Genomic DNA, 23,319 nt, shown 5'->3' with positions numbered 1-23,319 from the left:
CTACTGGTTTACCCTCACTGCTCGAGTTCATCCCGCCAGGAATGGCGCGGCGCAAAACCCACCAGACGCCGAGCTTTGTCGATGCTGTAGAAGGTCTCGAATTCACCCATCTCGTACTTGACCGGCACCCCGGAGTAGAAGCGTTCAATGACCTGGGCGTTGGTCAGGCCTACTGACAGTTCGTCATTGGCGACGTTAAACACCTGGTAGCCCAGGCCATCCGTCTTCAGGCAGCAATCGACCATCTGGCCCAGGTCGCGGGCATCGATATAGGCGAAGATATTACGGCGGCGCAGAGCAGGGTCGTCCATATAGGCGGGAAAATTCTGGCGATACTCGTGAGGTTCGATAACGTTATTGATGCGCAGCCCGTAAATATCGATGCCCGAGCGCGCTTGAAAGGAGCGCGCTGTCACTTCGTTAACCACCTTACTCATGGCGTAGCTATCCTGAGGCACCGTGGGGTGCTCTTCGTCGACGGGTAGGTAGTCGGGTTTTTGTTCGCCATCAGCGAAACAGACGCCATAGGTGGTCTCGCTGGAGGCGAAGATGACTTTGGGAATGCCCAGCTTAGTGGCGGCATCCAGCACATTGTAGGTACTCAGCGTATTAATGCGGTAAGTCTCGTTGTCCGGCCGATGCAGGATGGCCGGTATGGCGGCGAAGTGGACAATCGCATCGTAACGCGGCACGCCGGTGCCCGGCTCCAGCTCGTCGATTCCAGCGTAGGCCTGGCACGCATTGAATACCTGCCCAGCATCGGTCAGGTCGGTTTTCAGCGTGGTAATACCGGGCACGTCAGACGCCACCCAATCCAGATTGGTGACGCGGTATCCTTGATCGCGAAGATAAGCAGTTGCATGGCGACCAGCTTTGCCGCTGCCGCCGGTGAACAGTAGACGCATAGGGTTCCCCAATTAATAGAACGAACCCATACACCCTAGCAAAGAAAGGTTCGATCCGCCGAAGCGCCGTCCATGTACTGTGCAGGTGTATGGCTTAAGGGCGGTTTTAGCTAATCAGAAGTTGCCTAAACCTCACTGCGAAAACGCATGATCTGCTTACCATCAATAGGATCATCGACCACATGGGCATACACCCCAAAGGTTTGCCGGAGCCTGGCGGCGGTGAGCGCCTCCTGGGGCAGGCCGCTGTCGATCAGGCGGCCGCCGTCCATGACGCCGATGCGGTCACACTCCATGGCGTGATTGAGGTCATGCAGCGAGATCATCACCGTGATGGGCAGTTGCCGAACCAGTTCAAGAATCGACAGCTGGTGGCGAATGTCCAGGTGGTTGGTGGGTTCATCCAGTAGCAGAATTTTAGGCTGCTGGGCCAGCGCTCGGGCAATGTGCACGCGCTGGCGCTCACCGCCCGACAGGGTATGCCAAAGACGATCCGTCATATGCGCCATATCGACGTCGTGCAGTGCCTGGGCCACAATGGCGTCGTCTTCCTTCGACCAGGGGCGCAACGCGGAAAGGAAGGGGGTGCGGCCCAGTGAGGCCACCTGATGCACGGTAATGCGGTCGGTGGTGTCGGCCTGCTGTTCCACCAGGGCGATGGACTGGGCGATCGCCCGTTGCTTGAGCGTGTGCATCGGCTGGTGGTCGATCAATACCCGGCCTGCCTTGGGTTTGTTCAAACCTGCCAGCAGGCGCAGAAGGGACGTTTTGCCCGAGCCGTTCGGCCCCACCAGGCCAAAGGTCTGGCCGGGTTCGACGGTAAGGTTGACGTCAGTCAGCAGTGGCGTGCCGTGCACCGACCAGGCAAGCTTTTCAGCCGATAAGCGCATCAGGACCTCTTGCCGCGTACCAGGATCAGCGCAAATGCGGGCGCGCCGATCAGTGAGGTAATCACCCCGATGGGGAGCACCTGGCCGGAGACCAGCACCCGGGAAAGAATATCCGAGCCGATCAAAAACACCGCGCCGGCCAGCGCCGTAGCCGGCACCAGCCGGGTATGGCGGCTTCCCACGATAAAGCGCATCGCGTGGGGGATCACCAGGCCGACAAAGCCGATGGCCCCAACAATAGACACCATGACCGCCGTGACCAGCGCCATGGCGATAATCAGCATGCCCCGCACCGGGCGCACCGCGATGCCCATGGAGGCGGCGCTGTCGGCGCCGAAGGTAAACGCATCCAGGGAGCGCCGGTGCCACAGGCAAACCAGCAGCCCGAATAGCGCCGCAGGCACCGCCAAGGTCACATCGGCCCAGCGCACTCCTGAAAGATTGCCCATCAGCCAGAACATGATGCCCCGGGCCTGCTCGGCGCTCGCTGACTTGGTAATGATAAAAGCGGTCAGCGCATTGAACAGCTGCGAGCCTGCAATACCCGCCAGAATAATTGCCCCCGCGGCCTGAACGCCGCGGCCGCCACCTACACCGCTGTTGGCCGCATGGGCGAGCATCACCACAATGCCAAAGGAGAGCAGGGCGCCCACAAAGGCACCCAGGGAGAGCGAAAGCGCACCGGCGCCTAAGCCTGCAACTGCCACCGCAACGGCACCCGTAGAGGCCCCGGCGGAAATACCCATTAAGTAGGGGTCAGCCAAAGGATTGCGCAGCAGCGCCTGTAGTACGACCCCCGCCAGGGCCAAGCTGGTGCCGCAACAGGCGGCGACCACGGCACGGCTAAGTCGGTAGTTCCAGATAATCCCCGCGTCGATTCGGTCAACCGCGTAATCGGCGCCTAACAGCTGATTGGCGAGCACTTTGACAATGGTATCCACGGGGATCGGCGTCTCGCCGATAGCGGTACCCGCGATCAGCGCTGTCACCAGCACCAGCGGCGTTACCCATAGCCAGCGCAATCCCAGTCGACTGGCGGTTGGTCGTGTCAGTGCGATGCTCATTCGTTAAACGACATGGTTGATAGCGCTTCGGCCAGTGACTCGAGGCCATAGATAGTGCGCATGGTGGCGCTCATGGCGTGGGCATCCATCTCCACGATGCGGTTGTTCTTGACCGCGCTCATCTCCTGGGTGACCGGGTCGCTGCGTAAAAACTCGCGTTTCGCGTCGATGTCGTCGGCAGGAAAACGGCGGCGATCCATCCGGGCGATCACAAGCACGTCCGGGTCGGCCCGGGCGATGCTCTCCCAGCCGATGGTGGGCCACTCCTCGTCTGACGCGATGACATTGCGAATGCCGAGTTTCTCCATCATATAGCCCGGTGCGCCCAGTCGTCCGGCAACGAAGGGGCTGACGCCCAGATCCGTGGACGAAAACCAGAAGGCCGCAGATAGATCCTCCGGCAACTCAAGGCTGCTCGCCAGGTCGATGGCGCGCTCTTCGCGGGCGGCAAGGTCGGCGACCAGTGCCTCGCCAGCTTCTTGAACATCGTAAATTTGGGCTAACTCGGTGATCCCTTTATAGATGGAATCCGTCGAGAAGGCGGCGGTACGGGTACCATCGCCGCCGGTCGAGTTATCCTTGGTGTCGCAATCGGCGGGCATGATGTAAGTGTTGATACCCAGTTCATGAAACTGATCCCGGCTGGCCACGCTGCCGGTGGGGCCCACGTGCCACTCGTACTGAACCGCCACCAGGTCCGGCCGTTTATTGACCACGGCCTCGAAGCTCGGGTCGTCGTTGGCAATCCGCTCGATCTCATCATTGGCCTCAGCAAACGCCGGCAAGACCGGGTTGAACCAGACCGAGGTGCCGGTGACTCGATCAGCGAGCCCCAGCGAATAGAGGATTTCCGTGGCCGATTGACCCACCGTCACCGTTCGCTCGGGTGCCGACGTGATGCTTATCTCCATGCCGCAGTTGGTTAAGCTCAAGGGGTAGTCGGTGGCATCGGCCATTGCATGAGCGGCGGGCAGTAGCGTTGCCGCGGTCAGCAGGTAAGGTGCGGTCTTCATGTCTGGCTTCCGTCAACGGATCGAATGACGCCTGTGAGCGTCTCTCTAATGTGTAATGTTATAACATATTATATTTAATGCTTGTCAAAGAATAGCCGTATCTTACCTTATGCTCATCCAGCCTGTCTCTTGGGTGCAGGCTGGGTAGCAAGCTGGCTTCGCCGCCCTGCCTTCCTCTATACTGCCCCTTCGTATTTACCCACGTCTCCATGAATGGTTTTATCATCTATCAGCCAGCTATCATGAATCAGACTCAAGCGCGGTGGTCTTTGCATCGGTTCACCAAAGTTGGCCGGTGGGCAGGCTTGCCTAGCACGGGAGGTGCAGGTGAGTGAGTTTCCGTTTGCGGCGGTGGTCGGTCAGGAACCACTGAAAACCGCCTTGCTGCTGAACGCTATTAACCCCCGCATTGGTGGTGTGTTGATCAGCGGCCCCCGGGGTAGCGCGAAATCCACCCTGGCGCGGGCGCTGGCCGCCGTTTTGCCCAAGGATAGCAACGGCAGAAAGCCGCCGTTTGTCACCTTGCCCCTCGGCGCCAGCGAAGATCGCCTGGTGGGAAGCCTCGATCTGAACAAGGTGCTGGCCGAGCGCGAAGCCACTTTTCACGACGGCTTGCTCGCCAAGGCCCACGGCGGGGTGCTGTACGTAGATGAGGTCAATCTGCTGCCGGATATGCTGGTTGACCTGCTGCTGGACGTGGCCGCCAGCGGGAACAATGTGGTCGAGCGAGATGGCATCAGCCACTCCCACCCGGCGCGCTTCAGCCTGATCGGTACCATGAACCCGGACGAAGGCGAGCTGCGCCCGCAGCTACTCGATCGTTTCGGCCTTTGCCTTGAGCAGGCGGGTGCCATGAGCATCGACGAGCGCATTGCCATCGTCCAACAGCGCGACGCCTTTGACCGCGACCCCGAGGCCTGTACAGCGCAGTTTGCGGCCGAGCAGGCCGCGCTGATGCAGCAGCTGGAAGACGCTCAGCAGGCGCTGGCAACGGTGACGACCGAAAGCTGGGTCTACGCGACGATTGCCCAGCGCTGTGAAGACGCGGGCGTTGAAGGCCTACGGGCGGACGTTACCTGGCACCGGGCGGCCCAGGCCCATGCGGCCTGGCGCGGCGCGGCGAGCGTTAGCCAGGCAGATATCGATACGGTTGAACCCTGGGTGCTGGCTCATCGGCGGACGCGTTCATCAGACAATGGTTCAGACGCCCAGCCACCTGAGCAAAGCGGGGGGGCCTCAAGACCGCCACCTTCCACACCCCCTGAACGGTCGTCGGGTGGCGGCGTGGATCATCGCAACAGCGTTGGCTCGTCAGACCCTCAAAACGGCGGTGCAGGCCAGTGGGGTGCCATGCCGCCCCAGGCTCAGCATGTGATAAGCGCCCCCGCGTCGCCCTGGCCGGACGCGCCTTCGAGCAAGACTTCAAACCGGGCGGCCAGCAGCGCCGAATCACCGGCGACGTCGGGCAGCGGCCAAACGAAAGGTCGTGGCCGCTCCCAGGTAGCGACCTCGCGGCTGGACGGGTTCGCGACGCTTATCGCCAATCGCGGCCAGTGGCCCTGGCAGCAGCTAAAGATGCGCAAGACCCGCTCTGGGCAGGCGACAGCGCACCTGGTGCTGCTGGACACCTCCGGTTCCACCCTGGGTCAGCGCCTGCTGGGCCAGGCAAAGGGGCTGGTCGAATCGCTGGTTAGCCAAGCCTACGCCGCGCGGGAGCAGGTTGCGGTGCTGGGGTTTGGCAATGGCGGTGTCGTGCCGATACTCTCCCGCCGCCGGGCGCCGAAAAATGCGCGGGGTACGCTTGAGGAGGCCAAAGGCGGTGGCGGCACCCCGCTGCGGGAAGCAATTATTGAAGCCAAGCGGCTGATCCGCCAGTGGCAGCGCCGGGAGCCCGGCCTGAAGGTGCGCACCTATCTGATTACCGATGGTCGTACCCGGGAAACCGTTGACGATCTCGCCCCGCTGGAGGACTGCATGCTGATCGATACCGAACAGTCGAAAGTCAAACGCGGGCAGGGCGCGCGAATCGCCCATCAGCTTGGCGCGCGTTACTGGCCAGCCTCGTTTGGCAAACCCTCTATGGCGCCTACAGTCTCTGCACATCAACCTGGGAACCTCTCATGAGCGACGCAAGCCATTTAGATCGCATGCAGCGCAAAAAAGACGTGGTCGATGAGCGCATCAGCAAGGCGACGGAAGAGCGCGGCGTGCTGATTCTGCTCAAAGGCAACGGCAAGGGCAAAAGCAGCTCCGCCTTTGGCACCATGGCGCGCTCACTGGGGCACGGCCAGCAGTGCGCGGTGATCCAGTTCATCAAAGGCCGCCGCGAAACCGGCGAGTACCTGTTCTTTCGCGATCATCCCAAGCTTGACTGGCACATCATGGGCCACGGTTTTACCTGGGAAACCCAGAATCGCGAGCGGGATATAGAAGCCGCAGAGGCTGCCTGGGCCGTCGCCAAAGGGCTGCTGGAGAACCCCGCCTATCATATGATCGTGCTGGACGAGATGAGCTATATGTTCAAGTACGGCTATCTCGACCCCGAGCCGGTGGTGGAAGCGCTTAAGCGCCGCCCGGCGCACCAGAACGTGATTATTACCGGGCGCACCATGGCCACGCCGCTGCAGGAAATCGCCGATACCATCAGCGTCGTCCAGGACGAGCGCCACGCTTTTCGCGGCGGCGTCAAAGCCCAGGCGGGGATCGAATACTGATGACGACGCCAACCGTTCGCTGTCCCGCGCTGTTTATCGCCGCCCCGGCCTCAGGCCAGGGCAAAACCACCGTCACGGCAGGCCTGGCGCGCCTGCTGCGCAATCAGGGCAAGGTGGTGCGGGTGTTCAAGACCGGCCCGGACTACCTGGATCCGCAGATACTCTCCCAGGCTTCCGGTCAGCCGGTGGATCAACTGGATCTATGGATGGCAGGCGAGGCCTACTGCCGCCAGCGCTTTTATGACGCCGCCTGTGAAGCGGACTTGATTTTAGTCGAAGGCGCCATGGGGCTGTTCGACGGCGAGCCCTCCAGCGCCGATCTGGCGGCCTTGTTTAATATTCCCATGGCGATCGTCATGGACGTAAAAGGCATGGCCCAGACCGCCGCCGCGCTGGTCTCGGGATTGGTCGGCTTTCGCGACGACATCCATATCGCCGGGCTGATCGCTAACGCCTGCGGCTCGCAGCGCCACCGCGAGCTGATCGAAGGCGCGCTGCCAGCGACGATCCCTCTGCTGGCCGCTATGCCCCGCGACCCCGCGCTGTCTCTCCCCGAGCGGCACCTGGGTCTCGTGCAGGCGGCGGAGATTCGCGAGGATCTTGAAGCCCGCTTCGAAGCGGGTGCTAAAGCGCTGGAAGCCGCCGGGCTGCTTGACGCGCTCTCAGCACTGCCACCAGTGACTTTTACTGCCCCCCAGGAACAACTTGCGGCCGTTAAGCCGTTGCTCAAAGGCCATACCATTGGCGTGGCCCGCGATGCCGCCTTCAGCTTCGTCTATCAGGCCAACCTTGACCTGCTGGAGCAGATGGGCGCGACGCTGCGCTTCTTTTCGCCGCTGACGGATAGCCACCTGCCGGAATGCGACGCCCTGTGGCTACCGGGGGGCTACCCGGAGCTTCACGCTCAAACGCTGGCGGATAACGGCGCCATGCGTTCGGCCATTGAGGCTTTTTACCGCGCCGACAAGCCCATTCTGGCCGAGTGTGGTGGCCTGCTGTACTGCCTGGAAACCCTGACCGACTACGACGACATTACCCACACCATGCTGGGCCTGCTGCCTGGGCATGGGGCCATGCGCGGGCGACGCGGCTGCCAGGGGATGCAAACCGCCGAGCTGCCGGAAGGCCCGGTTCGCGGCCATGCGCACCACCGCTCCATGGCGGAAGGCACCCCCGAGCCGATTGGCCACGGCCGCCGTCAGCGCCACCCCGCGCCGGGGGAGGCGATTTACCGTCAAAAGCGCCTGACGGCGACCTATTTACATCTGTTTTTCCCTAATAATCCTGACGCTGTGGCAAGGCTCTTTTCTGCCAGCCCGGCGTACTGCGAACCGCAACACAGCGAGGCATTTACCCATGCAATTGAATAAGATTCCCGCCACGGTCGTGACCGGTTTTCTCGGCAGCGGCAAAACCACGCTGCTGGCCAATATTCTGCGTCAGGTGACCGGCAAGCGGATCGCCGTGATCGTCAATGAGTTCGGCGAGCAGGATATCGACTCCAGCCTGCTGCGCAGCTGTGCGCTGGGGTGTGAAGAGGGCAGCGAAGGCGGGCAGCTAGACGGTGAAGACGGCAGCATCTATGAACTGGCCAACGGCTGTATCTGCTGCACTGTGGAAGAAGAGTTTCTGCCGGTCATGAAAAAGCTGGTCGCCCGCCGCGACGATATCGACCACATCCTGATCGAAACCAGCGGACTGGCGTTGCCCAAGCCGCTGGTACAGGCGTTCAACTGGCCCGACGTCCGCCAGCACTGCACCGTGGATGCGATTATAACCGTGATCGACGGCCCTGCTGTGGCCGCCGGCCGCTATGCCAGCGACGTGGATAAGGTGGCAGCCCAGCGCCTCGCCGACGAGAGCCTGGATCACGACCCCAGCCTGCGCGAGCTGCTCGATGACCAGCTCAGCGCGGCGGATCTGGTGCTGGTCAGCAAGGCCGACCTGCTTAGCCCGGAAGAGCGCTCGCAGGTGGAAGCGGTGATTCAGGCGCGGGTGACGGCGTCGGTGAAAACCCTGTTTATCGATCAGACCTTGACCACCGACACCACCCAGCTGGAAGCGCTGATGGGCATTGGCGCGGCCAGCGAAAAAAATATCGATAGCATCACCAATCACCACGACAAGCACCACGCCGAAGGCGCGCACCACGACCACGCCCACGATAACTTTGATTCTTGCGTGATCACCCTGGGTGAAGTCGATGGCGACATCCTGGCCGACAAGCTCCAGCAATTGCTGAAAAGCCACGAAATCTACCGCGCCAAGGGCTTTGCGGCGATTCCTGGCAAACCCATGCGCCGGGTCATCCAGGCGGTTGGCGAGCGCCTGGAAGGCTACTTCGATCGGCTATGGAGCCAGGACGAGACGCGCCAGACCCAGCTGGTGATCATCGGCAAATCGCTGGATAGCCAACTGCTGAAAAACGAGCTTACCGCGGCTGAAATGAACCCTGAACAGGCGCATACGGCTAGCTAATGCACTTATTTGCCGCCAAGCCCGGAGGCTTTGTCGATGATGAAGGCATCATCGATCTGCAACAAAGCCCCGCCGAGGTCGTGATACTCTCCGCCGCCGATAGCAATCTCTCGGCGCTGGCCCAGGCGGTTGATCGCCTGGGCGAGGCATACCCCTCGGTGCGGCTGGCCAACTGGATGAACCTGGTAAAACCGGCCGCCTATGATCTCTACGAAGATCGGGTGCTGGAAAAGGCTCAGTTGGTCATCGTCTCGCTGCTGGGCGGCAAGGCCTACTGGCAGTATGGCCACGAACGCCTGCTGGCCTGGGCGGCGGCAAAACCCGAGCGCCAGCTGATACTGGTGCCGGGCTGCGATGCCCCCGATGACGCCCTGCTGGAAGATTCCACCATCCCCTTCGATGACGCGTATCGCGTGTGGCGCTACCTGCGAGAGGGTGGCGTCGATAACGCCGAGCAGCTGCTGCGCTTTGTCGCCAATGAGTATATGGACAGCCAGTGTATAGATAGCCAACTGGGCGACTGGCAGGAGCCCAAGGTCATTCCGCCCGCGGTGATTTATGCGTCCCAGGAGCAGCAGGCGTCCAGCCTCAGCGAGTGGCGTGATCGCCAGGTGCCGGGGACGGGGAGACCGGTGTGCCTGCTGCTGTTTTATCGCAGCCATTTGCAGGGGGCAAACACCGCCGTACCCGACGGCTTGCTGGCGGCGCTTAAAGACCAGGGGCTTGAGCCGTTGGCGGTGGCCGTGGCCTCCCTGAAAGAAGGGCCGTGCATTGATTTTATCAATCACCTGATTGAGCAGACCGGCGCCATGCTGGTGATCAATACCACCAGTTTTGCGGTCAATCGCAACGCCGATGGGCTGGATGCTCTGAGGGAGGAATTACCCGACAACCTCTTTGTGGGGCGTCCGGTAGTCCTCCAGGCAATACTTGCCAGCAGCACCAGTGAAGACTGGCAGGGCATGGCTGCCGGGCTGCATAGTCGCGATGTGGCGATGCAGGTGGTGCTCCCCGAGATGGATGGCCGCATCATCACTCGGGCGGTGGGCTTTAAAGCCGAAGCCCACTACAACCCGCGCTGCCAGCTGGCGGTGACCCACCACGTGATCCACCCGGAGCGGGCCGCCTTTGTGGCCGAGCTGGCGCGGCGCATTTGTTCGTTGCGGCTGACCCCCAACGGGCAGAAACGTGTCGCGCTGATTATGGCCAACTACCCCAATCGCGATGGCCGGATCGGTAACGGGGTCGGGCTGGATACGCCTGCGTCGACGCTGCAGATTCTCATAGCCCTGAAAGAGGCGGGCTACCCGCTCAGCGAGTTGCCGGAAAATGGCGATGCGTTGATCCGCCAGCTTCAGGGTGCGGTGACCAACGATCACGGCAGCCTCGACCAGCGCGCCTGCTGGCAGAGCATCAGCGTTGACGATTATCTGGCCTGGTTTCAAACCCTGCCCACTGAGCTTCAGGAAACCGTATGGACGCGCTGGGGCGCACCTCACGAAGACCCCAAGTGCCGCCAGGGTCGGTTGATGATCGCCGGTATTCGTCTGGGTGAGACCTTCGTGGGTATCCAGCCGGAACGCGACTTTATCGATGATCTCACCCAGTCCTACCACGATATGGAGCTGGTGCCGCCGCACAGCTACCTGGCGTTTTACTTCTGGCTGCGCGAGCACTACCAGGTCGATGCGATCATCCACGTCGGCAAACACGGCAATTTAGAATGGCTGCCGGGTAAAAGCATCGCCTTGAGCGCCGACTGCTGGCCGGATATTGCTTTGGGGCCGCTGCCGCACTTTTATCCGTTCATCGTCAACGACCCCGGCGAGGGTGCCCAGGCCAAGCGCCGCAGTCAGGCGGTGATTATCGACCATTTGATGCCGCCGCTGGCGCGGGCCGAGCTCTACGGCGCCATGGCCGAGCTTGAAGCGCTCACCGACGAATATTATCAAGCGCTGGATATGGATCCCCGCCGGGAAGCGCTGATACGCAGCCAGATTCTCGCCCACCTGCGTGATACCGGTATCGATCATGAGCTGGCCCACGTGGCGAGCGGTGAATGTGAGGCTGAGATTCTCAACGAGCTGGATACCTTCCTGTGCGACATCAAGGAATCGCAGATTCGTCACGGCCTGCATATTCTTGGCACGCTGCCGCCGGAAGAGAAGCGGGCGGGCACCTTGGTGGCGCTGTTGCGGCTACCCCGGGGCGAAACGGTGGCAAGCCGCGGCTTGCTGCACAACCTGGCCAGCGATTTAGGCTTGGATTTTGACCCGTTAGCCGCGGGCAACGAGCCCTGGCAGGGCCCCGAACCGGCTATTTTAAGCCAGCAGCTTAATACCCCTTGGCGCACCGGGGCGGATGCCCGGGAACGCCTGGAGCTACTGGCCGAGCGCTGGGTGGCCGACTACGTCTTGGCAGACGGCTGCCTGGATGACCTCGCCCAGGATTATCCCGATACGGTAGCGCAGCTGCGCTACGCCCGCGACCAGTTGTGGGTCACCATGCAGCGCGGCGTGAAGATGGAGATTCAGTCGCTGCTCGACGGCCTGGAGGGCATTTTCGTACCTGCCGGCCCCAGCGGCGCCCCAAGCCGGGGGCGGCTGGATACGCTGCCCACCGGGCGCAACTTTTTCAGCGTCGATAATCGCTCGATTCCGTCGCCCGCCGCCTGGACGCTGGGCGAAAAGTCCGCCCAGGCGTTTGTCGAACGCTACCTGCAGGATCACGGCGACTATCCGCGCCGGTTGGGGCTTTCCATCTGGGGCACCGCGACCATGCGCACCGGCGGCGATGACATCGCCCAGGCCTTCGCGCTGATGGGCGTGCGGCCCATCTGGTCGCTGGGTTCCCAGCGGGTGAGCGACTTTGAAGTGATCCCCTCAATGCTGCTCAATCGCCCACGGGTCGACGTCACCCTGCGGGTGTCCGGGTTCTTCCGCGACGCTTTCCCCAATGTGATTCGCCTGTTTGACGCCGCCGTGCAGGCGGTGGCGCGCTATGCAGAGCCGGGCAACAGCAACACCATCCGCGAGGCGGTGCTTTCCCGCCAGCAGGAACTGGAAAACCAGGGGCTAAGCCCGGAGATGGCCGCCCAGGAGGCGAGCTACCGAATATTTGGCAGCAAGCCCGGCGAATACGGTGCAGGCCTTAACCGGCTGATTGAAAACCGCGCCTGGGACAGCGCCGACGATTTGGCCGAGGCCTATATGGAGACAGGCGCCTACGCCTACGGCCAGTTCAAGGCCTCCGGCACCGCCGCGCGGGCGGCGTTCGAGCAGCAGCTCCAGGGGCTGGATGCGGTGATGCAAAACCAGGATAACCGCGAGCACGATATCCTCGATTCCAACACCTACTACGCCTTCCAGGGCGGCATGGCCAACGCTAGCCGCTCGCTGAGTGGAAAGGCCCCGGAGATTTACCACGCCGACCACGCCAACCCCGCGATGCCCAAGATTCGCACCCTGAAAGAAGAACTGGCGAAGGTGATTCGCTCGCGCGTGTTGAACCCCAAATGGATCCACGCCATGCGCGAGCACGGCTACAAAGGCGCCTTTGAGATGGCCGCCACGGTGGATTACCTGTTCGCCTACGACGCCACCACCGACCTGATTGCCGACTATCAGTACGCCCAGGTGAGCGATGCCCTGGTGCTCGACGCCGCCAATCAGCAGTTCCTGCGCGAGCACAACCCGGCCGCCCTGGAAGAGATGGCCGAGCGCTTACTTGAAGCGGCCCAGCGGGGGATGTGGCAAGCCCCCGGCGAGCACGGTGAGGCGCTGCAAGACTTGCTGCTGGAAATGGACGAAGCCAAAGAGACCAACGGTCATGCCGCTCAGCCCGCGCATTAAAGGCTGGTGCCCCGGCGCGTGGCGACCCATGGCCACCGGCGATGGCCTGCTGGTGCGCGTGCGCCCGCCGCTGGGTCAGCTTTCACGGCAACAGGTAGTGGCACTGTGCGAGGCCGCCGAGACCTTCGGCAGCGGTTTGATCGAGCTGACCAGCCGGGCCAACTTGCAACTACGTGGCGTAACCAACGAAAGCTGGCCGCCGCTGATGGCGTTTCTGGTCGAGCATCAGTTGGTGAGTGACGACCCGGACGCAGAACGCCAGCCACAGCTGATGCTGGCGCCCGCCTGGCAAAACGGCGATGACACCCATACCATTGCCCGCTTGTTGCAGGCGCGGGGCAGCGAATTAGCCACCATGCCCGGCAAGGTCGGTATCGCCATTGACGCGGGAGAAGCGCCGGTGCTTGGTGACAGCGCTGCCGATTTTCGCATTGAGCGCTCAGTGGAAGGCGGCCTGCTGGTACGCGCCGATGGCTACGCGCTAGGCACGGCGGTGCGCGATATCGAGGCCGCCGTCGAGCAGCTGATTCGCTTAACTCACTGGTTCGTGGACAGCGGCGGCTGGGCGTCAGGCCGTATGCGGCGGCATGCAGCACCGCTGCCCGATTGGGCGCCCGCTGATACCGCCCCTGCACCCCCCGGTGAAAAGTTGGCGCTGGGCGAACATCGCGAAGGCATGGTGGTGGGACTTCCCTTTGGCCGGGTGGCGGCTGAAACGCTGCGCGAGGCTTTCTTTCCGGCAAGTGGCTCGCAAACAAGTATCAGTGCTGTGCAGGTCACCCCCTGGCGGCGCCTGTTGTTGCAGGATTGCGATACACTACCCGCGGTGGATGGCTTGATCCGTCATAATAGCGACCCGCGGCTAGCGATGGACGCCTGCCCCGGCGCGCCCTTTTGCGAACAGGCGAGTGTCGCCACCCAGCCGCTTGCCGAGAAGCTAAGCGGCTGGGGGGAAACAAGTGTACATATATCAGGCTGTACGAAAGGCTGCGCCCGTCGCGACCCAGCCGATGTGTGCTTGGTCGGGCAAGCAGGTCGTTTTAATGTTGTTGTTAACGGCAGTGCCGATAGCACGCCAGTTAAGACAGGCCTATCGGAGAGTGAGGTGGTGGATTTTATGAGAAACTTCAGCGAAAACAGTTAGGTTGATCCTCGGTAGCTGAGTGCCAGGGCAGGTTGTAGCGAGGGTTTTTCGACAGGACGTCGAAAGTAGCGCCCAAGGATGGGTTCACAGCGCCCTCGCGGAAACCTGCCCTGGCACGGGCGTCTGCAGGCCAGTAACTGTGAAGCAGACCAGCAACTGCGAATTAGTTTATTTGGAGAGTTTGGGTGCCCTATAAGTACGAAACCAGTGGCCCGGCGATTTACCGGGAGTCGTTTGCGATTATTCGCAGTGAAGCCGAGCTTGGCCGCTTTTCAGTGGAAGAAGAGACCGTGGCGGTGCGTATGATTCACGCCGCTGGGCTGGTGGAATTGGCCGCGCATATTCATTTTCAAAACGACGTGGTCAATCGTGCGCGCACCGCGTTAGAGCAGGGCGCACCGATCCTCTGTGATGCTCGAATGGTCTCGGAAGGCATCACCCGCAAGCGGCTGCCCGCTGACAATGAGGTCATCTGCACCCTCAACGATGAGCGCACGCCCGGCCTCGCTCAGGAAATGGCCAACACCCGCTCGGCGGCGGCGCTGGAGCTGTGGCGGCCGCACCTGGAAGGCGCCGTGGTCGCCATTGGCAATGCGCCCACCGCGCTGTTTCATCTGCTCAATATGCTCGAAGACCCGGCGTGCCCACGCCCGGCGGCGATTATCGGCTGTCCGGTAGGCTTTGTCGGCGCGGCGGAATCCAAGGAAGCGCTGTTGGCGAATCCCGCACTGCCCAGCTGTATCGTCCGCGGTCGTCTGGGCGGCAGCGCCGTGACGGTAGCGGCCATCAACGCCATGGCGGATCGCATCGAATGACCCAGGGAACAGTATATGGCGTTGGCCTAGGCCCAGGCAGCCAAGACTTGATGAGCGTGCGCGCCGACCGCCTGATACGCGGGGCGACCCACGTGGCGTATTTCCGTAAAAAGGGTCGCTGCGGCCATGCGCGAACCATCGTGGAGGGCATGATCCCGCCCGGCGCGATCGAGCTGCCCATGGAGTACCCGGTCACCACGGAAATTCCCTTCGACGACCCGCGCTACAATGAGCTGCTGGCGGCCTTTTACGAACGCAGCGTGGCCCAACTCATCGAGATGGCGGAGGCCGGGTGCGATGTGGTGGTGCTGTGTGAAGGTGATCCGTTCTTCTACGGCTCCTTTATGCACCTCTACACGCGGCTGCTAAACCGCGTGCCGGTCTCGGTGGTGCCGGGGATTACCGGCATGTCGGCGGCGTGGACGGCTACCGACCAACCGATTACCTGGGGCGATGACATCCTGACCGTGCTGATGGCCACGCTACCCGAAGAGGCGTTGGCCGAGCGCATCGCCCAGACCGATGCGCTGGTGGTGATGAAGATTGGCCGCAACCTGGCCAAACTTCGCCGGGCCCTGGTTCACGCTGGCCGGGAAGGTGAAGCCTGGCTGATCGAGTACGCCGCCATGTCGCAACAAAGAGTGCTGCCATTAAGTGAGGTTGGCGAGAGCGTGCCGTACTTCTCGATTGTGCTGATCCATGGCCACGGGAGGCGGCCATGAGCGGCTGGCTGAAAATCGTCGGCCTGGGGCCGGGCTCAGAGGCCATGGTCACTCCCGAGGTAACGGCCGTACTGCAGGAAGCCACCGACGTGGTGGGCTATGTGCCCTACGTTAACCGGGTGGCACCACGTGCTGGATTAGTCCGCCACGGCTCGGATAACCGCGAAGAGATTCGCCGGGCGGAGCAGGCACTCCAGCTGGCGCTTGAGGGCCACCGGGTAGTGGTGGTGTCTTCCGGCGACCCTGGCGTCTTTGCCATGGCCGCCGCGGTGTTCGAGGCGCTGGAAGCAGGCGATGCCCAGTGGCGAGCGTTGGATATTCAGGTACTGCCGGGCATTTCCGCCATGCTGGCCGCCAGCGCAAGCGTTGGCGCGCCGCTGGGGCACGACTTCTGCTGCATCAATCTATCCGACAACCTCAAGCCCTGGGCGCTGATTGAAAAACGCCTGCGTTTGGCCGCCGAGGCTGACTTCGCCATGGCGTTCTACAACCCGCGCTCCAAGGCGCGCCCGGTAGGTTTCGAACGCACGCTGGAGGTACTGCGGGAAGCCTGTGGGCCGGATAGGCTGATCATCTTCGCCCGGGCGGTTTCCACGCCGGAAGAGTCGGTTCTCGTCACCACGCTAGGCGAGGCAACGCCGGACATGGCCGATATGCGCACGCTGGTCATCGTCGGCTCCCAGCAGACGCGACTAATAGAGCGCAGTGGATCGCCGCTGGTTTATACGCCGCGTTCAGCTGATTAAGCGTGGTCGCTGAGCCAGCTAAAGACGTCATCGATGCAATGAACTTCGTGGCGGGGTGGCAGTGCTGGCCGTTCGATCATCACAATGGGCAGGTTGAGGGTTCTTGCCGCGGTGAGTTTGGACGCGGCCCCTTCGCCGCCGGCGTTTTTACACACGATGCGCTGGATTCGCTGGGTTTCCAGCAGGGCGAGATCGCCTTCCAGCGTAAAAGGGCCTCTATCGATCGCAGTGCTGACATCCGGCAGCGGCGGCGGGCTGGCAGGCCGGTCAACCAAACGCAGCAGGTAATGGTGCTGGGGTTGGGCGGCAAAGGCCGCAAGGTGCATGCGGCCAATGGCGAGCAGTATACGCTGGGGTGGGCCAGCCAGGGCGCTGACGGCTTCATCGATATTTGCCACGCTTTGCCACTGGTCACCGTTAACAGGTCGCCAGGCAGGCCGGGTAAGGGCAATCGCCTTTACGCCGCACTGGGCCGCGGCGGCTAACACGTTCGTGCTCATTTGCGCGGCAAAGGGATGGGTGGCATCGACGATATGGGTGATGCGCTCCCGGGCCACAAAGGCGGCAAGTCCGCTAACGCCGCCAAAACCGCCAATGCGGGTCGGCAGCGGCTGGGGTTTCGGCGTGGCAACACGACCCGCATAGCTGAAAATGGCGGGAAGCCCGCGCTTGGCAACCGCACTGGCCAGGGCGCTGGCCTCCGAGGTTCCCCCGAGAATTAGGATCTTGATCATGGTTGAAATTTCTCACGCTCCAGTGGATCAGGCTCCCTGGCTGACCCTTTTAGGCTGGGGGGAGGGTGGCACACAGGGACTAACGGCGGCAAGCCACGCCGCACTGGAAAGTGCCGAGGTGGTGTTCGGCGCGCGCCGCCACCTGCGCCTTTTGCCGCCCCTAAATGCCGAAGTGATTGAGTGGCCGGTGCCCTTTGCCGACGGCATTCCTGGGCTGCTCAATCAGCGCGGCCGCCGGGTGGTGATGCTGGTCTCGAACGACCCGTTCTGGTTTGGGGCGGGCACCAGTTTGGCGCAGCATCTCAGCGCAGATGAGTGGCAGGCACTGCCAGCGCCTTCTACCTTCAGCCTGGCGGCTTCCCGCCTGGGCTGGCCGCTGGAGCGCTGCACCTGCCTGGGCCTGCACGCCAAACCACTGGCGCGTATTCGGCCTTACCTGCATGCCGGTAGGCGTTTGCTGGTGCTGGTAAGAGACGGCGATGCGGTGGCTGAACTCGCCTCGTTGGTCAGCCGATTCGGCTTTGCGGATTCCCAGCTAACGGTGCTTGAAGCCCTGGGCGGCGATAACCAGCGCATTCGCCATTGCCTTGTTGACGCCAGCTTACCCCAAAATATCGCCCATCCGGTGGCGGTAGGGCTGGAAGTAGCCGGTCACGGCCCCGCCTTGCCGCTGACGCCCGGCTTGCCGGATCATTTTTTTGAACACGACGGCCAGATTACCAAACAGACCATTCGCGCCATCACCCTGGCGGCTCTGGCCCCCATGCCCGGCGAGCGGTTGTGGGATATTGGCACCGGTTCAGGCTCTATCCCCATTGAGTGGCTACTCGCTCACCCGGATAATCAGGCGGTAGGCGTCGAGCAAAACGCAGAACGGGCAGCGCGAGCGCGCAGCAATGCAGAGAACCTGGGCGTTGACTGGCTAGAAGTAAAACAGGGCCGCGCGCCGGACGTACTGAACGATACGCCGGTCCCCGATGCGGTATTTATCGGCGGTGGTTTATCCCAAGCGCTGTTAGACGACTTATGGCAGCGCTTGCCCGAAGGCGTGCGCATCGTCGCCAATGCCGTCACCCTGGAATCCGAAGCGCTGCTGACCCACTGGCAGCACAAGGCAGGCGGCGAACTGCTGCGCCTGGAACTGGCCAACGCCACTCCCATCGGCACCCGGCGGGGCTGGAAAGCCAGCTACCCCATTGTTCAGTGGCGGGGCGTTCGATGACAGCACAGGGATTAAGGATAGCGGGATTTGGTTTTCGCAGTGAAGCCACGCTTGAATCCCTCGCCCAGGCACAGGATCAACTGATCGACCGGTACGGGGCTATCGATAAGCTGGCGGCGGCTCGCTCCATGTTGCCACTAGTCGAAGAGCTAGGACGACTGCGCAACATTGAAGTCATCGCCGTAGCGGACGCCGAGCTGCCGACGGTGACAACGCTGACTCATTCAGCACAAAGCTTGCAGGCGCGAGGCACGGGCAGCGTAGCTGAGGCTGTGGCGCTGTTAGCGGCGGGCCCTGGGGCAACGCTGCTTGGCCCACGGCTAATGTCCGCGGATCGTCAGGCGACTATTGCGGTGGCAGAAGGAAATAATCAATGACAGTACACTTTATCGGCGCAGGCCCCGGCGCACCGGATCTTTTGACGTTACGCGGGCGGGACTTAATCGCCGCCTGTCCGGTGTGTCTGTACGCGGGTTCATTAGTGCCGGAGCAGATTCTGGAACACTGCCCGCCAGGGGCCAGGGTGATCAATACCGCGCCGCTATCGCTGGATGACATCATGCAGGAAATCGGCCGCGCCCACGCCGAAGGTCAGGATGTCGCCCGGCTGCATTCGGGGGATCTATCGGTATGGTCGGCCATGGGCGAGCAGCTGCGCCGCCTGCGCGAGCTGGATATCCCCTACAGCATTACCCCCGGTGTGCCAGCTTTCGCGGCAGCGTCGGCAACCTTGGGTCAGGAGCTGACGCTACCCGGTGTGGCCCAGTCGGTAGTACTCACCCGCACGCCCGGTCGGGCCAGCGCCATGCCGAGCGATGAGACGCTGGCCAATTTCGCCTGCACCGGCGCCACGCTGGCCATCCATCTCTCTATCCATAATCTTTCCCAGGTGGTCGAGCGCCTGACGCCTTACTACGGCGAGCAGTGCCCGGTGGCGATCGTGTGGCGGGCAAGCTGGCCCGATGAGCGGGTGGTTCGAGGGCGGCTAGCCACTATAGAAGCGTTGGTGGATGACGCCATGCAGCGCACCGCGCTAATTATGGTGGGGCCGGTGCTCGAAAGCGACGACTTTCAGGAGAGCAGCCTCTACGCCGTTGGCTACGACCGCCGCTTTCGCCCCCAGTCGGCGGATTCGCCTTTTGCCACGGCAGGCCAAGACCAAGAGAGCGAATCATGATCACGCTGTCGCTCATAGGCATCGGCACCGGCAACCTCGATCACGTCACCCTGGCCGCCGTGCGCGCCCTCAATAACGCCGACCTGATTCTGCTGCCCCGCAAAGGCGAGGCCAAGTCGGATCTTATCGATCTACGCCGCTTGCTCTGCGAAAGGCTGCTGGAAGTGCCGGTGACCACCAGGATCGTCGAGTTCGATCTGCCCAGCCGTGATGGCCGCAATGACTACCTGGGCGCGGTAGACGACTGGCATGCAGCCATCGCCAACGTCTGGGCGCAGCTAATCGATGAACACTTACCCAACGGCGGGCGAGTAGGGATGCTGGTGTGGGGCGACCCCTCGCTTTACGACAGCAGCCTGCGCATTACCCAGCGGCTAAGCGCTGCGGGTAAGCAGGTTGATGTAGAGGTAGTGCCTGGCATCACCAGCCTGCAAGTACTCACCGCTGAACATAAAATCCCCCTCAATGCCCTCGCCGAACCGGTGCAAATCACCACCGGCCGCCGCCTGCGCGAGCGGGGCTGGCCAAGCGATGCCGCCACCGTCGCGGTAATGCTGGATAGCGGCGGGGCCTTTACCTCGCTGCCGCAAGATGACATCTACATCTGGTGGGGCGCCTATCTGGGCATGGATAAACAGTGCCTGATCAAAGGCTGGCTAAGCGACGTCGGCGACCAGATCATCCAACGCCGCGCAGAGCTACGCGACACCCACGGCTGGATAATGGATATTTATCTGCTGGCCAAACAGCCCCTGCTATAGTGCCGGTATTAATATGGAATGATTTTCCATAAAATAGCGCTACTGACCAACTAGTATTTGAGGAATAGCCATGAGCTTTTACGTTTACCTATCCGGCGAGATCCATACCGACTGGCGCGCAGAAATCCAACGCGGCGCCGAGGCCGCGGGCCTGGATATCGTGTTTACCGCACCGGTCACCGACCACGCCGCCTCTGACGCCGCCGGCGACCACCTGGGCAAGCCGGAAAATGGCTTCTGGCGCGACCACCAGTCCTCCAAGGTCAACGCCATCCGCACTCGTACCATGATCGAGCAGGCGGATCTGGTTGTTGTACGCTTCGGTGACCAGTACAAACAGTGGAACGCCGCCTTCGACGCAGGCTACTGCGCGGCCCTCGCCAAGCCCTACATCACCCTGCACAGCGAAGACATCGTCCACCCGCTGAAAGAAGTGGATGCCGGTGCGAACGCCTGGTGCACCACGACGGATCAGGTGGTCGAGACACTGCGCTACGTTCTGAAAGCGTAACGAATCCAAAACGTGCGTGATCCATCTCAGACCATGACCGCCATGCTTGGGAGTGGATAGGGCAGCGTGCGGCACGATCAGCGCTTATCTAGGCCCGTTGCAATGAGGTTGCAACGGGCCTATTTATTGGGCGATTACAAACCATAGTGCCACCATGGCCGATGTATGGGGTTTGTAGGAGCACAACTTGTTGCGCGATCAGCAGTTATCCCACCACCGAAAACTATCGCCCGACGAAGTCGGGCCCTTACAGAGCTAGCTGCATTGGGGCGATCAGTGTCTAAGCTGCCACCGCAAATCACCTCCCACCAAAGTCGGTTACCGGCATATGCCCGGTGCTTAGGGCGAACAGAAATTTTCCTGCCAGGGCGTGACCTAAGCCAAATTTATGAATAGAGTATGATTGAACAGAGCAAAATGATCGGGCATGCGAATTTTGGATATACTGCCAGACATTCAGGCTGATAGCATATAAATCAGTGGTTTATGGGAAATGAATTGTCGAATTAATATTAATAAATGCGCAGGCACGTTTATCAGTGTTATGTAGCGGGCTACATAATCGCTGTTATGCATCAGTAGGAGGTTGTTTCAGTGGAAGATAAAAAGCCATACTTATATTTGAACGCATTCTTGGCAAAGGATGAACATGCTTCGCTGCAAACAGCCGACTACCTAAGAGGATCATCTCAAGTTAACGCTTACGAGCTTGATAGCAAGCATGAACTTGAAGGAAAATTGTTCGTAAAAATTCCTACAGAGAAAAAGCCAAAGTGGAGTAAATTTACGGAGGATATTGCAGGCGCTTCACTAGATGAACTTGCTAATCGTTCTAGCTCAGCAGTTCTTATTATAAAAAAAGCCACAGCTACAATGGCTTTCACCTTTGGCTATGGTCGATTCTTAATAGACACAAAATATTTTGTACATGACTTTGGGATAAAAACTGCGCTTAACACACTTAATCATGACAGTTTGCGAAGCGTTGATCTTTTTACACTAGAAGATCAGGCAGTACAGAAAAAATCGCAAGCCTCTAGAGAGTCTTCTGTTGGAGTGTTTGGTATTGATATTTCTAGAGATGTTCTTAGAGCTGTCACAGGTTCGCCTAAAAATAGTGTGGATTTGAAAAACATCTCCGGTGGTGATGCAGTTTATTCATTTGGCATAGAAATGAATGTGAATGAAATATCTCAATTGGTTGATTTGCTTTCTGGTTACTATAAAAATGATTCATACAAAAGTAACTTTTCGTGGGTTGATAATATCAGAAAAGTTAAAGAGAAATCTGAAATTGATCACTTAGATGGAAAGTTAGTCGATAAGATTAAATTAAAGAGTTCTGAAATTACCATAACTATTCCTGAGATTGTTCAATGGGATAGCATCTATGGGTTCAGCTACACTCGTACTAAAAACTCTATAAAACCAACGATTGAGGCTAAGGAATACCTTGATAACATAGATGTCTCTAAGGTGTCGATTGACTCAATCAAGCGAGACAGGCTATTTGTGTACGACGTTAATGAAAATGAGTCCGAGCATCAAATATATAAGTGCATCTATTTTGAGCATAAAGAAATAGATAAAACTTACTTACTATTCGCAGGGTTATGGTATGAAATCGACAATAGCTTTATGGCTAGAGTTGACGCTACGTTGGGGAGGATAAATGTATCATCTCTTGCTTTTCCTAAAGTTTATATTTGGGATGAAATAAAAGACGGAAAAACAAAATCCAAGATTGAATCAGAAGGTGATTACAATAAACGAGCTTCGACAAGCTATAGCTATCATCTGCTCGATAAGGAGTTGATAAAAAGCAATAGAACCACTACATCTATAGAGCTGTGTGACTTGATGACAGATAACAAGCAGTTTGTTCATGTTAAACATAGAAAAGGCGGGTCAGCTGGTTTAAGTCATCTTTTTGCACAAGGTAGTGTCTCTGCTGAGATTTTGCTTGGTGACAGAGAATTTAGGAAAAAAACGAGAACTGTTTTAAGACGAGTAAATAGTGGTTTGCAGGATAGTGTTCCACTTGATAGCTTTAAAAGCGATGGCGTTGAAGTTGTTTTTTTGATCTTAGGTGAAGATTCGGCAAGCTTAAAGAGCAATTTGCCGTTCTTTAGTAAAGTTAACCTTTCAAAGGCATTCGAAAACCTATCGCAAAGAGGGTTTGAAGTAAGTATTGCTGGTGTAGGAACAGAGTCCAAACCTAATCCTGGGATATTCATGAGGGAGTGCTGAAAACGAAGATAGCGAATGGTAAACTCCAATAGAATCATACAGTTCCTGCAAGAACACGATTCCAAGAGGCCATTCGCTATGGGTGAAATCTTATCTCCCTGGACTCCCTCCTGCAACGGGTCTATCCGCGTCGAAATGAGCGGTGAGCGCACCACCAGTGATAGCGGTGCTCTGCTGCTCCGCGAAGCGCTCGACAACAGCGGTGTCATTGACGCACTGGAGGATAATCTGGTCGATCAGCGCGACCCGCAGCGTATCCGTCACTCTCTGGCCAGCCAAGTTCGTACCGTGGTGCTGCAACGGGCCATGGGCTGGATCGATC

At 60.0% G+C, this 23,319-nt stretch carries 21 protein-coding genes; 16 read left to right on the top strand and 5 right to left on the bottom strand.

Going from position 1 to position 23,319, the window contains the following annotated elements; all coding sequences use genetic code 11:
• Positions 1-14: 14 nt before the first annotated feature.
• The 4 genes from BLR97_RS14310 to BLR97_RS14295 form a co-directional block, all read right to left on the bottom strand.
• Positions 15-905, bottom strand: a complete 891-nt coding sequence (locus BLR97_RS14310) for an NAD-dependent epimerase/dehydratase family protein (RefSeq protein ID WP_089707208.1) — start codon at positions 903-905, stop codon at positions 15-17.
• Positions 906-1,030: 125 nt separating this feature from the next.
• A complete protein-coding gene (locus tag BLR97_RS14305; protein ID WP_089707207.1) occupies positions 1,031-1,795 on the bottom strand; it encodes an ABC transporter ATP-binding protein in 765 nt (254 codons plus the stop codon).
• Complete coding sequence (locus tag BLR97_RS14300; protein WP_089707206.1) at positions 1,795-2,859, bottom strand: FecCD family ABC transporter permease; 1,065 nt, start codon at positions 2,857-2,859, stop codon at positions 1,795-1,797. Before BLR97_RS14300 ends, BLR97_RS14305 begins: the two co-directional genes overlap by 1 nt.
• Positions 2,856-3,872, bottom strand: a complete 1,017-nt coding sequence (locus BLR97_RS14295; RefSeq protein ID WP_089707205.1) for an ABC transporter substrate-binding protein — start codon at positions 3,870-3,872, stop codon at positions 2,856-2,858. The genes BLR97_RS14300 and BLR97_RS14295 overlap by 4 nt, the downstream gene beginning before the upstream one ends.
• Positions 3,873-4,199: 327 nt before the next feature.
• Between BLR97_RS14295 and BLR97_RS14290 the strand changes: the two genes are divergently transcribed.
• The 9 genes from BLR97_RS14290 (at position 4,200) to cobJ (ending at position 16,342) form a co-directional block, all read left to right on the top strand.
• Positions 4,200-5,996, top strand: coding sequence for an AAA family ATPase (locus BLR97_RS14290; RefSeq protein ID WP_089707204.1), 1,797 nt, complete (start codon positions 4,200-4,202; stop codon positions 5,994-5,996).
• A complete protein-coding gene (gene cobO, locus BLR97_RS14285) occupies positions 5,993-6,586 on the top strand; it encodes a cob(I)yrinic acid a,c-diamide adenosyltransferase (protein ID WP_039859160.1) in 594 nt (197 codons plus the stop codon). The genes BLR97_RS14290 and cobO overlap by 4 nt, the downstream gene beginning before the upstream one ends.
• On the top strand, positions 6,586-7,956 hold the full coding sequence (locus tag BLR97_RS14280) for a cobyrinic acid a,c-diamide synthase CobB (protein WP_089707203.1): 1,371 nt from the start codon (positions 6,586-6,588) through the stop codon (positions 7,954-7,956). The genes cobO and BLR97_RS14280 overlap by 1 nt, the downstream gene beginning before the upstream one ends.
• Complete coding sequence (cobW, locus tag BLR97_RS14275; protein WP_089707202.1) at positions 7,943-9,064, top strand: cobalamin biosynthesis protein CobW; 1,122 nt, start codon at positions 7,943-7,945, stop codon at positions 9,062-9,064. Before BLR97_RS14280 ends, cobW begins: the two co-directional genes overlap by 14 nt.
• Positions 9,064-12,915, top strand: coding sequence for a cobaltochelatase subunit CobN (gene cobN / locus BLR97_RS14270; protein ID WP_089707201.1), 3,852 nt, complete (start codon positions 9,064-9,066; stop codon positions 12,913-12,915). Before cobW ends, cobN begins: the two co-directional genes overlap by 1 nt.
• On the top strand, positions 12,893-14,059 hold the full coding sequence (locus BLR97_RS14265) for a cobalamin biosynthesis protein CobG (protein ID WP_089707200.1): 1,167 nt from the start codon (positions 12,893-12,895) through the stop codon (positions 14,057-14,059). The genes cobN and BLR97_RS14265 overlap by 23 nt, the downstream gene beginning before the upstream one ends.
• A 185-nt stretch (positions 14,060-14,244) precedes the next feature.
• Complete coding sequence (locus tag BLR97_RS14260) at positions 14,245-14,874, top strand: precorrin-8X methylmutase (RefSeq protein ID WP_089707199.1); 630 nt, start codon at positions 14,245-14,247, stop codon at positions 14,872-14,874.
• Positions 14,871-15,596: a precorrin-2 C(20)-methyltransferase gene (cobI, locus tag BLR97_RS14255; protein ID WP_089707198.1), complete on the top strand. Its 726-nt coding sequence runs from the start codon at positions 14,871-14,873 to the stop codon at positions 15,594-15,596. The genes BLR97_RS14260 and cobI overlap by 4 nt, the downstream gene beginning before the upstream one ends.
• A complete protein-coding gene (cobJ, locus tag BLR97_RS14250; RefSeq protein WP_089707197.1) occupies positions 15,593-16,342 on the top strand; it encodes a precorrin-3B C(17)-methyltransferase in 750 nt (249 codons plus the stop codon). The genes cobI and cobJ overlap by 4 nt, the downstream gene beginning before the upstream one ends.
• Here the strand turns inward: cobJ and BLR97_RS14245 are convergent.
• Positions 16,339-17,076, bottom strand: a complete 738-nt coding sequence (locus tag BLR97_RS14245) for a cobalt-precorrin-6A reductase (protein ID WP_089707196.1) — start codon at positions 17,074-17,076, stop codon at positions 16,339-16,341. The genes cobJ and BLR97_RS14245 overlap by 4 nt on opposite strands.
• On the opposite strand from BLR97_RS14245, the gene cbiE reads away from it, so the two are divergent.
• From cbiE to BLR97_RS14210, 7 genes are all read left to right on the top strand, one after another.
• Complete coding sequence (gene cbiE, locus BLR97_RS14240) at positions 17,075-18,298, top strand: precorrin-6y C5,15-methyltransferase (decarboxylating) subunit CbiE (protein ID WP_089707195.1); 1,224 nt, start codon at positions 17,075-17,077, stop codon at positions 18,296-18,298. The two genes, BLR97_RS14245 and cbiE, sit on opposite strands and share 2 nt — an antisense overlap.
• Complete coding sequence (locus tag BLR97_RS14235) at positions 18,295-18,675, top strand: cobalamin biosynthesis protein (RefSeq protein WP_089707194.1); 381 nt, start codon at positions 18,295-18,297, stop codon at positions 18,673-18,675. Before cbiE ends, BLR97_RS14235 begins: the two co-directional genes overlap by 4 nt.
• Positions 18,672-19,475: a precorrin-4 C(11)-methyltransferase gene (gene cobM, locus BLR97_RS14230; protein WP_089707193.1), complete on the top strand. Its 804-nt coding sequence runs from the start codon at positions 18,672-18,674 to the stop codon at positions 19,473-19,475. The genes BLR97_RS14235 and cobM overlap by 4 nt, the downstream gene beginning before the upstream one ends.
• Positions 19,472-20,236, top strand: a complete 765-nt coding sequence (gene cobF / locus BLR97_RS14225) for a precorrin-6A synthase (deacetylating) (RefSeq protein WP_089707192.1) — start codon at positions 19,472-19,474, stop codon at positions 20,234-20,236. Before cobM ends, cobF begins: the two co-directional genes overlap by 4 nt.
• 70 nt (positions 20,237-20,306) lie before the next feature.
• A complete protein-coding gene (locus BLR97_RS14220) occupies positions 20,307-20,747 on the top strand; it encodes a YtoQ family protein (RefSeq protein ID WP_089707191.1) in 441 nt (146 codons plus the stop codon).
• Positions 20,748-21,341: 594 nt separating this feature from the next.
• Complete coding sequence (locus tag BLR97_RS14215) at positions 21,342-22,997, top strand: TIGR04141 family sporadically distributed protein (protein ID WP_089707190.1); 1,656 nt, start codon at positions 21,342-21,344, stop codon at positions 22,995-22,997.
• A gap of 78 nt (positions 22,998-23,075) precedes the next feature.
• The coding region (locus BLR97_RS14210; protein ID WP_422821926.1) for a transposase at positions 23,076-23,319 on the top strand (244 nt) is incomplete at its 3' end.

Source organism: Vreelandella arcis, assembly GCF_900103865.1.
GTDB classification, from domain to species: Bacteria; Pseudomonadota; Gammaproteobacteria; order Pseudomonadales; family Halomonadaceae; genus Vreelandella; species Vreelandella arcis.
The sequence above is the reverse complement of the archived record's forward strand: the minus strand, read 5'-3'. Positions and strand labels throughout refer to the sequence as shown.

What these genes read in the sequence shown, in the direction of transcription:
- BLR97_RS14280 (WP_089707203.1), top strand. Translation starts at nt 6,586, where the DNA reads ATGACGACGCCAACCGTTCGCTGTCCCGCGCTGTTTATCGCCGCCCCG.
- BLR97_RS14235 (WP_089707194.1), top strand. Translation starts at nt 18,295, where the DNA reads ATGACAGCACAGGGATTAAGGATAGCGGGATTTGGTTTTCGCAGTGAA.
- cobN (WP_089707201.1), top strand. Translation starts at nt 9,064, where the DNA reads ATGCACTTATTTGCCGCCAAGCCCGGAGGCTTTGTCGATGATGAAGGC.
- cbiE (WP_089707195.1), top strand. Translation starts at nt 17,075, where the DNA reads ATGGTTGAAATTTCTCACGCTCCAGTGGATCAGGCTCCCTGGCTGACC.
- BLR97_RS14295 (WP_089707205.1), bottom strand. Translation starts at nt 3,872, where the DNA reads ATGAAGACCGCACCTTACCTGCTGACCGCGGCAACGCTACTGCCCGCC.
- cobM (WP_089707193.1), top strand. Translation starts at nt 18,672, where the DNA reads ATGACAGTACACTTTATCGGCGCAGGCCCCGGCGCACCGGATCTTTTG.
- cobJ (WP_089707197.1), top strand. Translation starts at nt 15,593, where the DNA reads ATGAGCGGCTGGCTGAAAATCGTCGGCCTGGGGCCGGGCTCAGAGGCC.
- cobO (WP_039859160.1), top strand. Translation starts at nt 5,993, where the DNA reads ATGAGCGACGCAAGCCATTTAGATCGCATGCAGCGCAAAAAAGACGTG.
- BLR97_RS14310 (WP_089707208.1), bottom strand. Translation starts at nt 905, where the DNA reads ATGCGTCTACTGTTCACCGGCGGCAGCGGCAAAGCTGGTCGCCATGCA.
- cobW (WP_089707202.1), top strand. Translation starts at nt 7,943, where the DNA reads ATGCAATTGAATAAGATTCCCGCCACGGTCGTGACCGGTTTTCTCGGC.
- BLR97_RS14305 (WP_089707207.1), bottom strand. Translation starts at nt 1,795, where the DNA reads ATGCGCTTATCGGCTGAAAAGCTTGCCTGGTCGGTGCACGGCACGCCA.
- cobI (WP_089707198.1), top strand. Translation starts at nt 14,871, where the DNA reads ATGACCCAGGGAACAGTATATGGCGTTGGCCTAGGCCCAGGCAGCCAA.
- cobF (WP_089707192.1), top strand. Translation starts at nt 19,472, where the DNA reads ATGATCACGCTGTCGCTCATAGGCATCGGCACCGGCAACCTCGATCAC.
- BLR97_RS14300 (WP_089707206.1), bottom strand. Translation starts at nt 2,859, where the DNA reads ATGAGCATCGCACTGACACGACCAACCGCCAGTCGACTGGGATTGCGC.
- BLR97_RS14265 (WP_089707200.1), top strand. Translation starts at nt 12,893, where the DNA reads ATGCCGCTCAGCCCGCGCATTAAAGGCTGGTGCCCCGGCGCGTGGCGA.
- BLR97_RS14245 (WP_089707196.1), bottom strand. Translation starts at nt 17,076, where the DNA reads ATGATCAAGATCCTAATTCTCGGGGGAACCTCGGAGGCCAGCGCCCTG.
- BLR97_RS14220 (WP_089707191.1), top strand. Translation starts at nt 20,307, where the DNA reads ATGAGCTTTTACGTTTACCTATCCGGCGAGATCCATACCGACTGGCGC.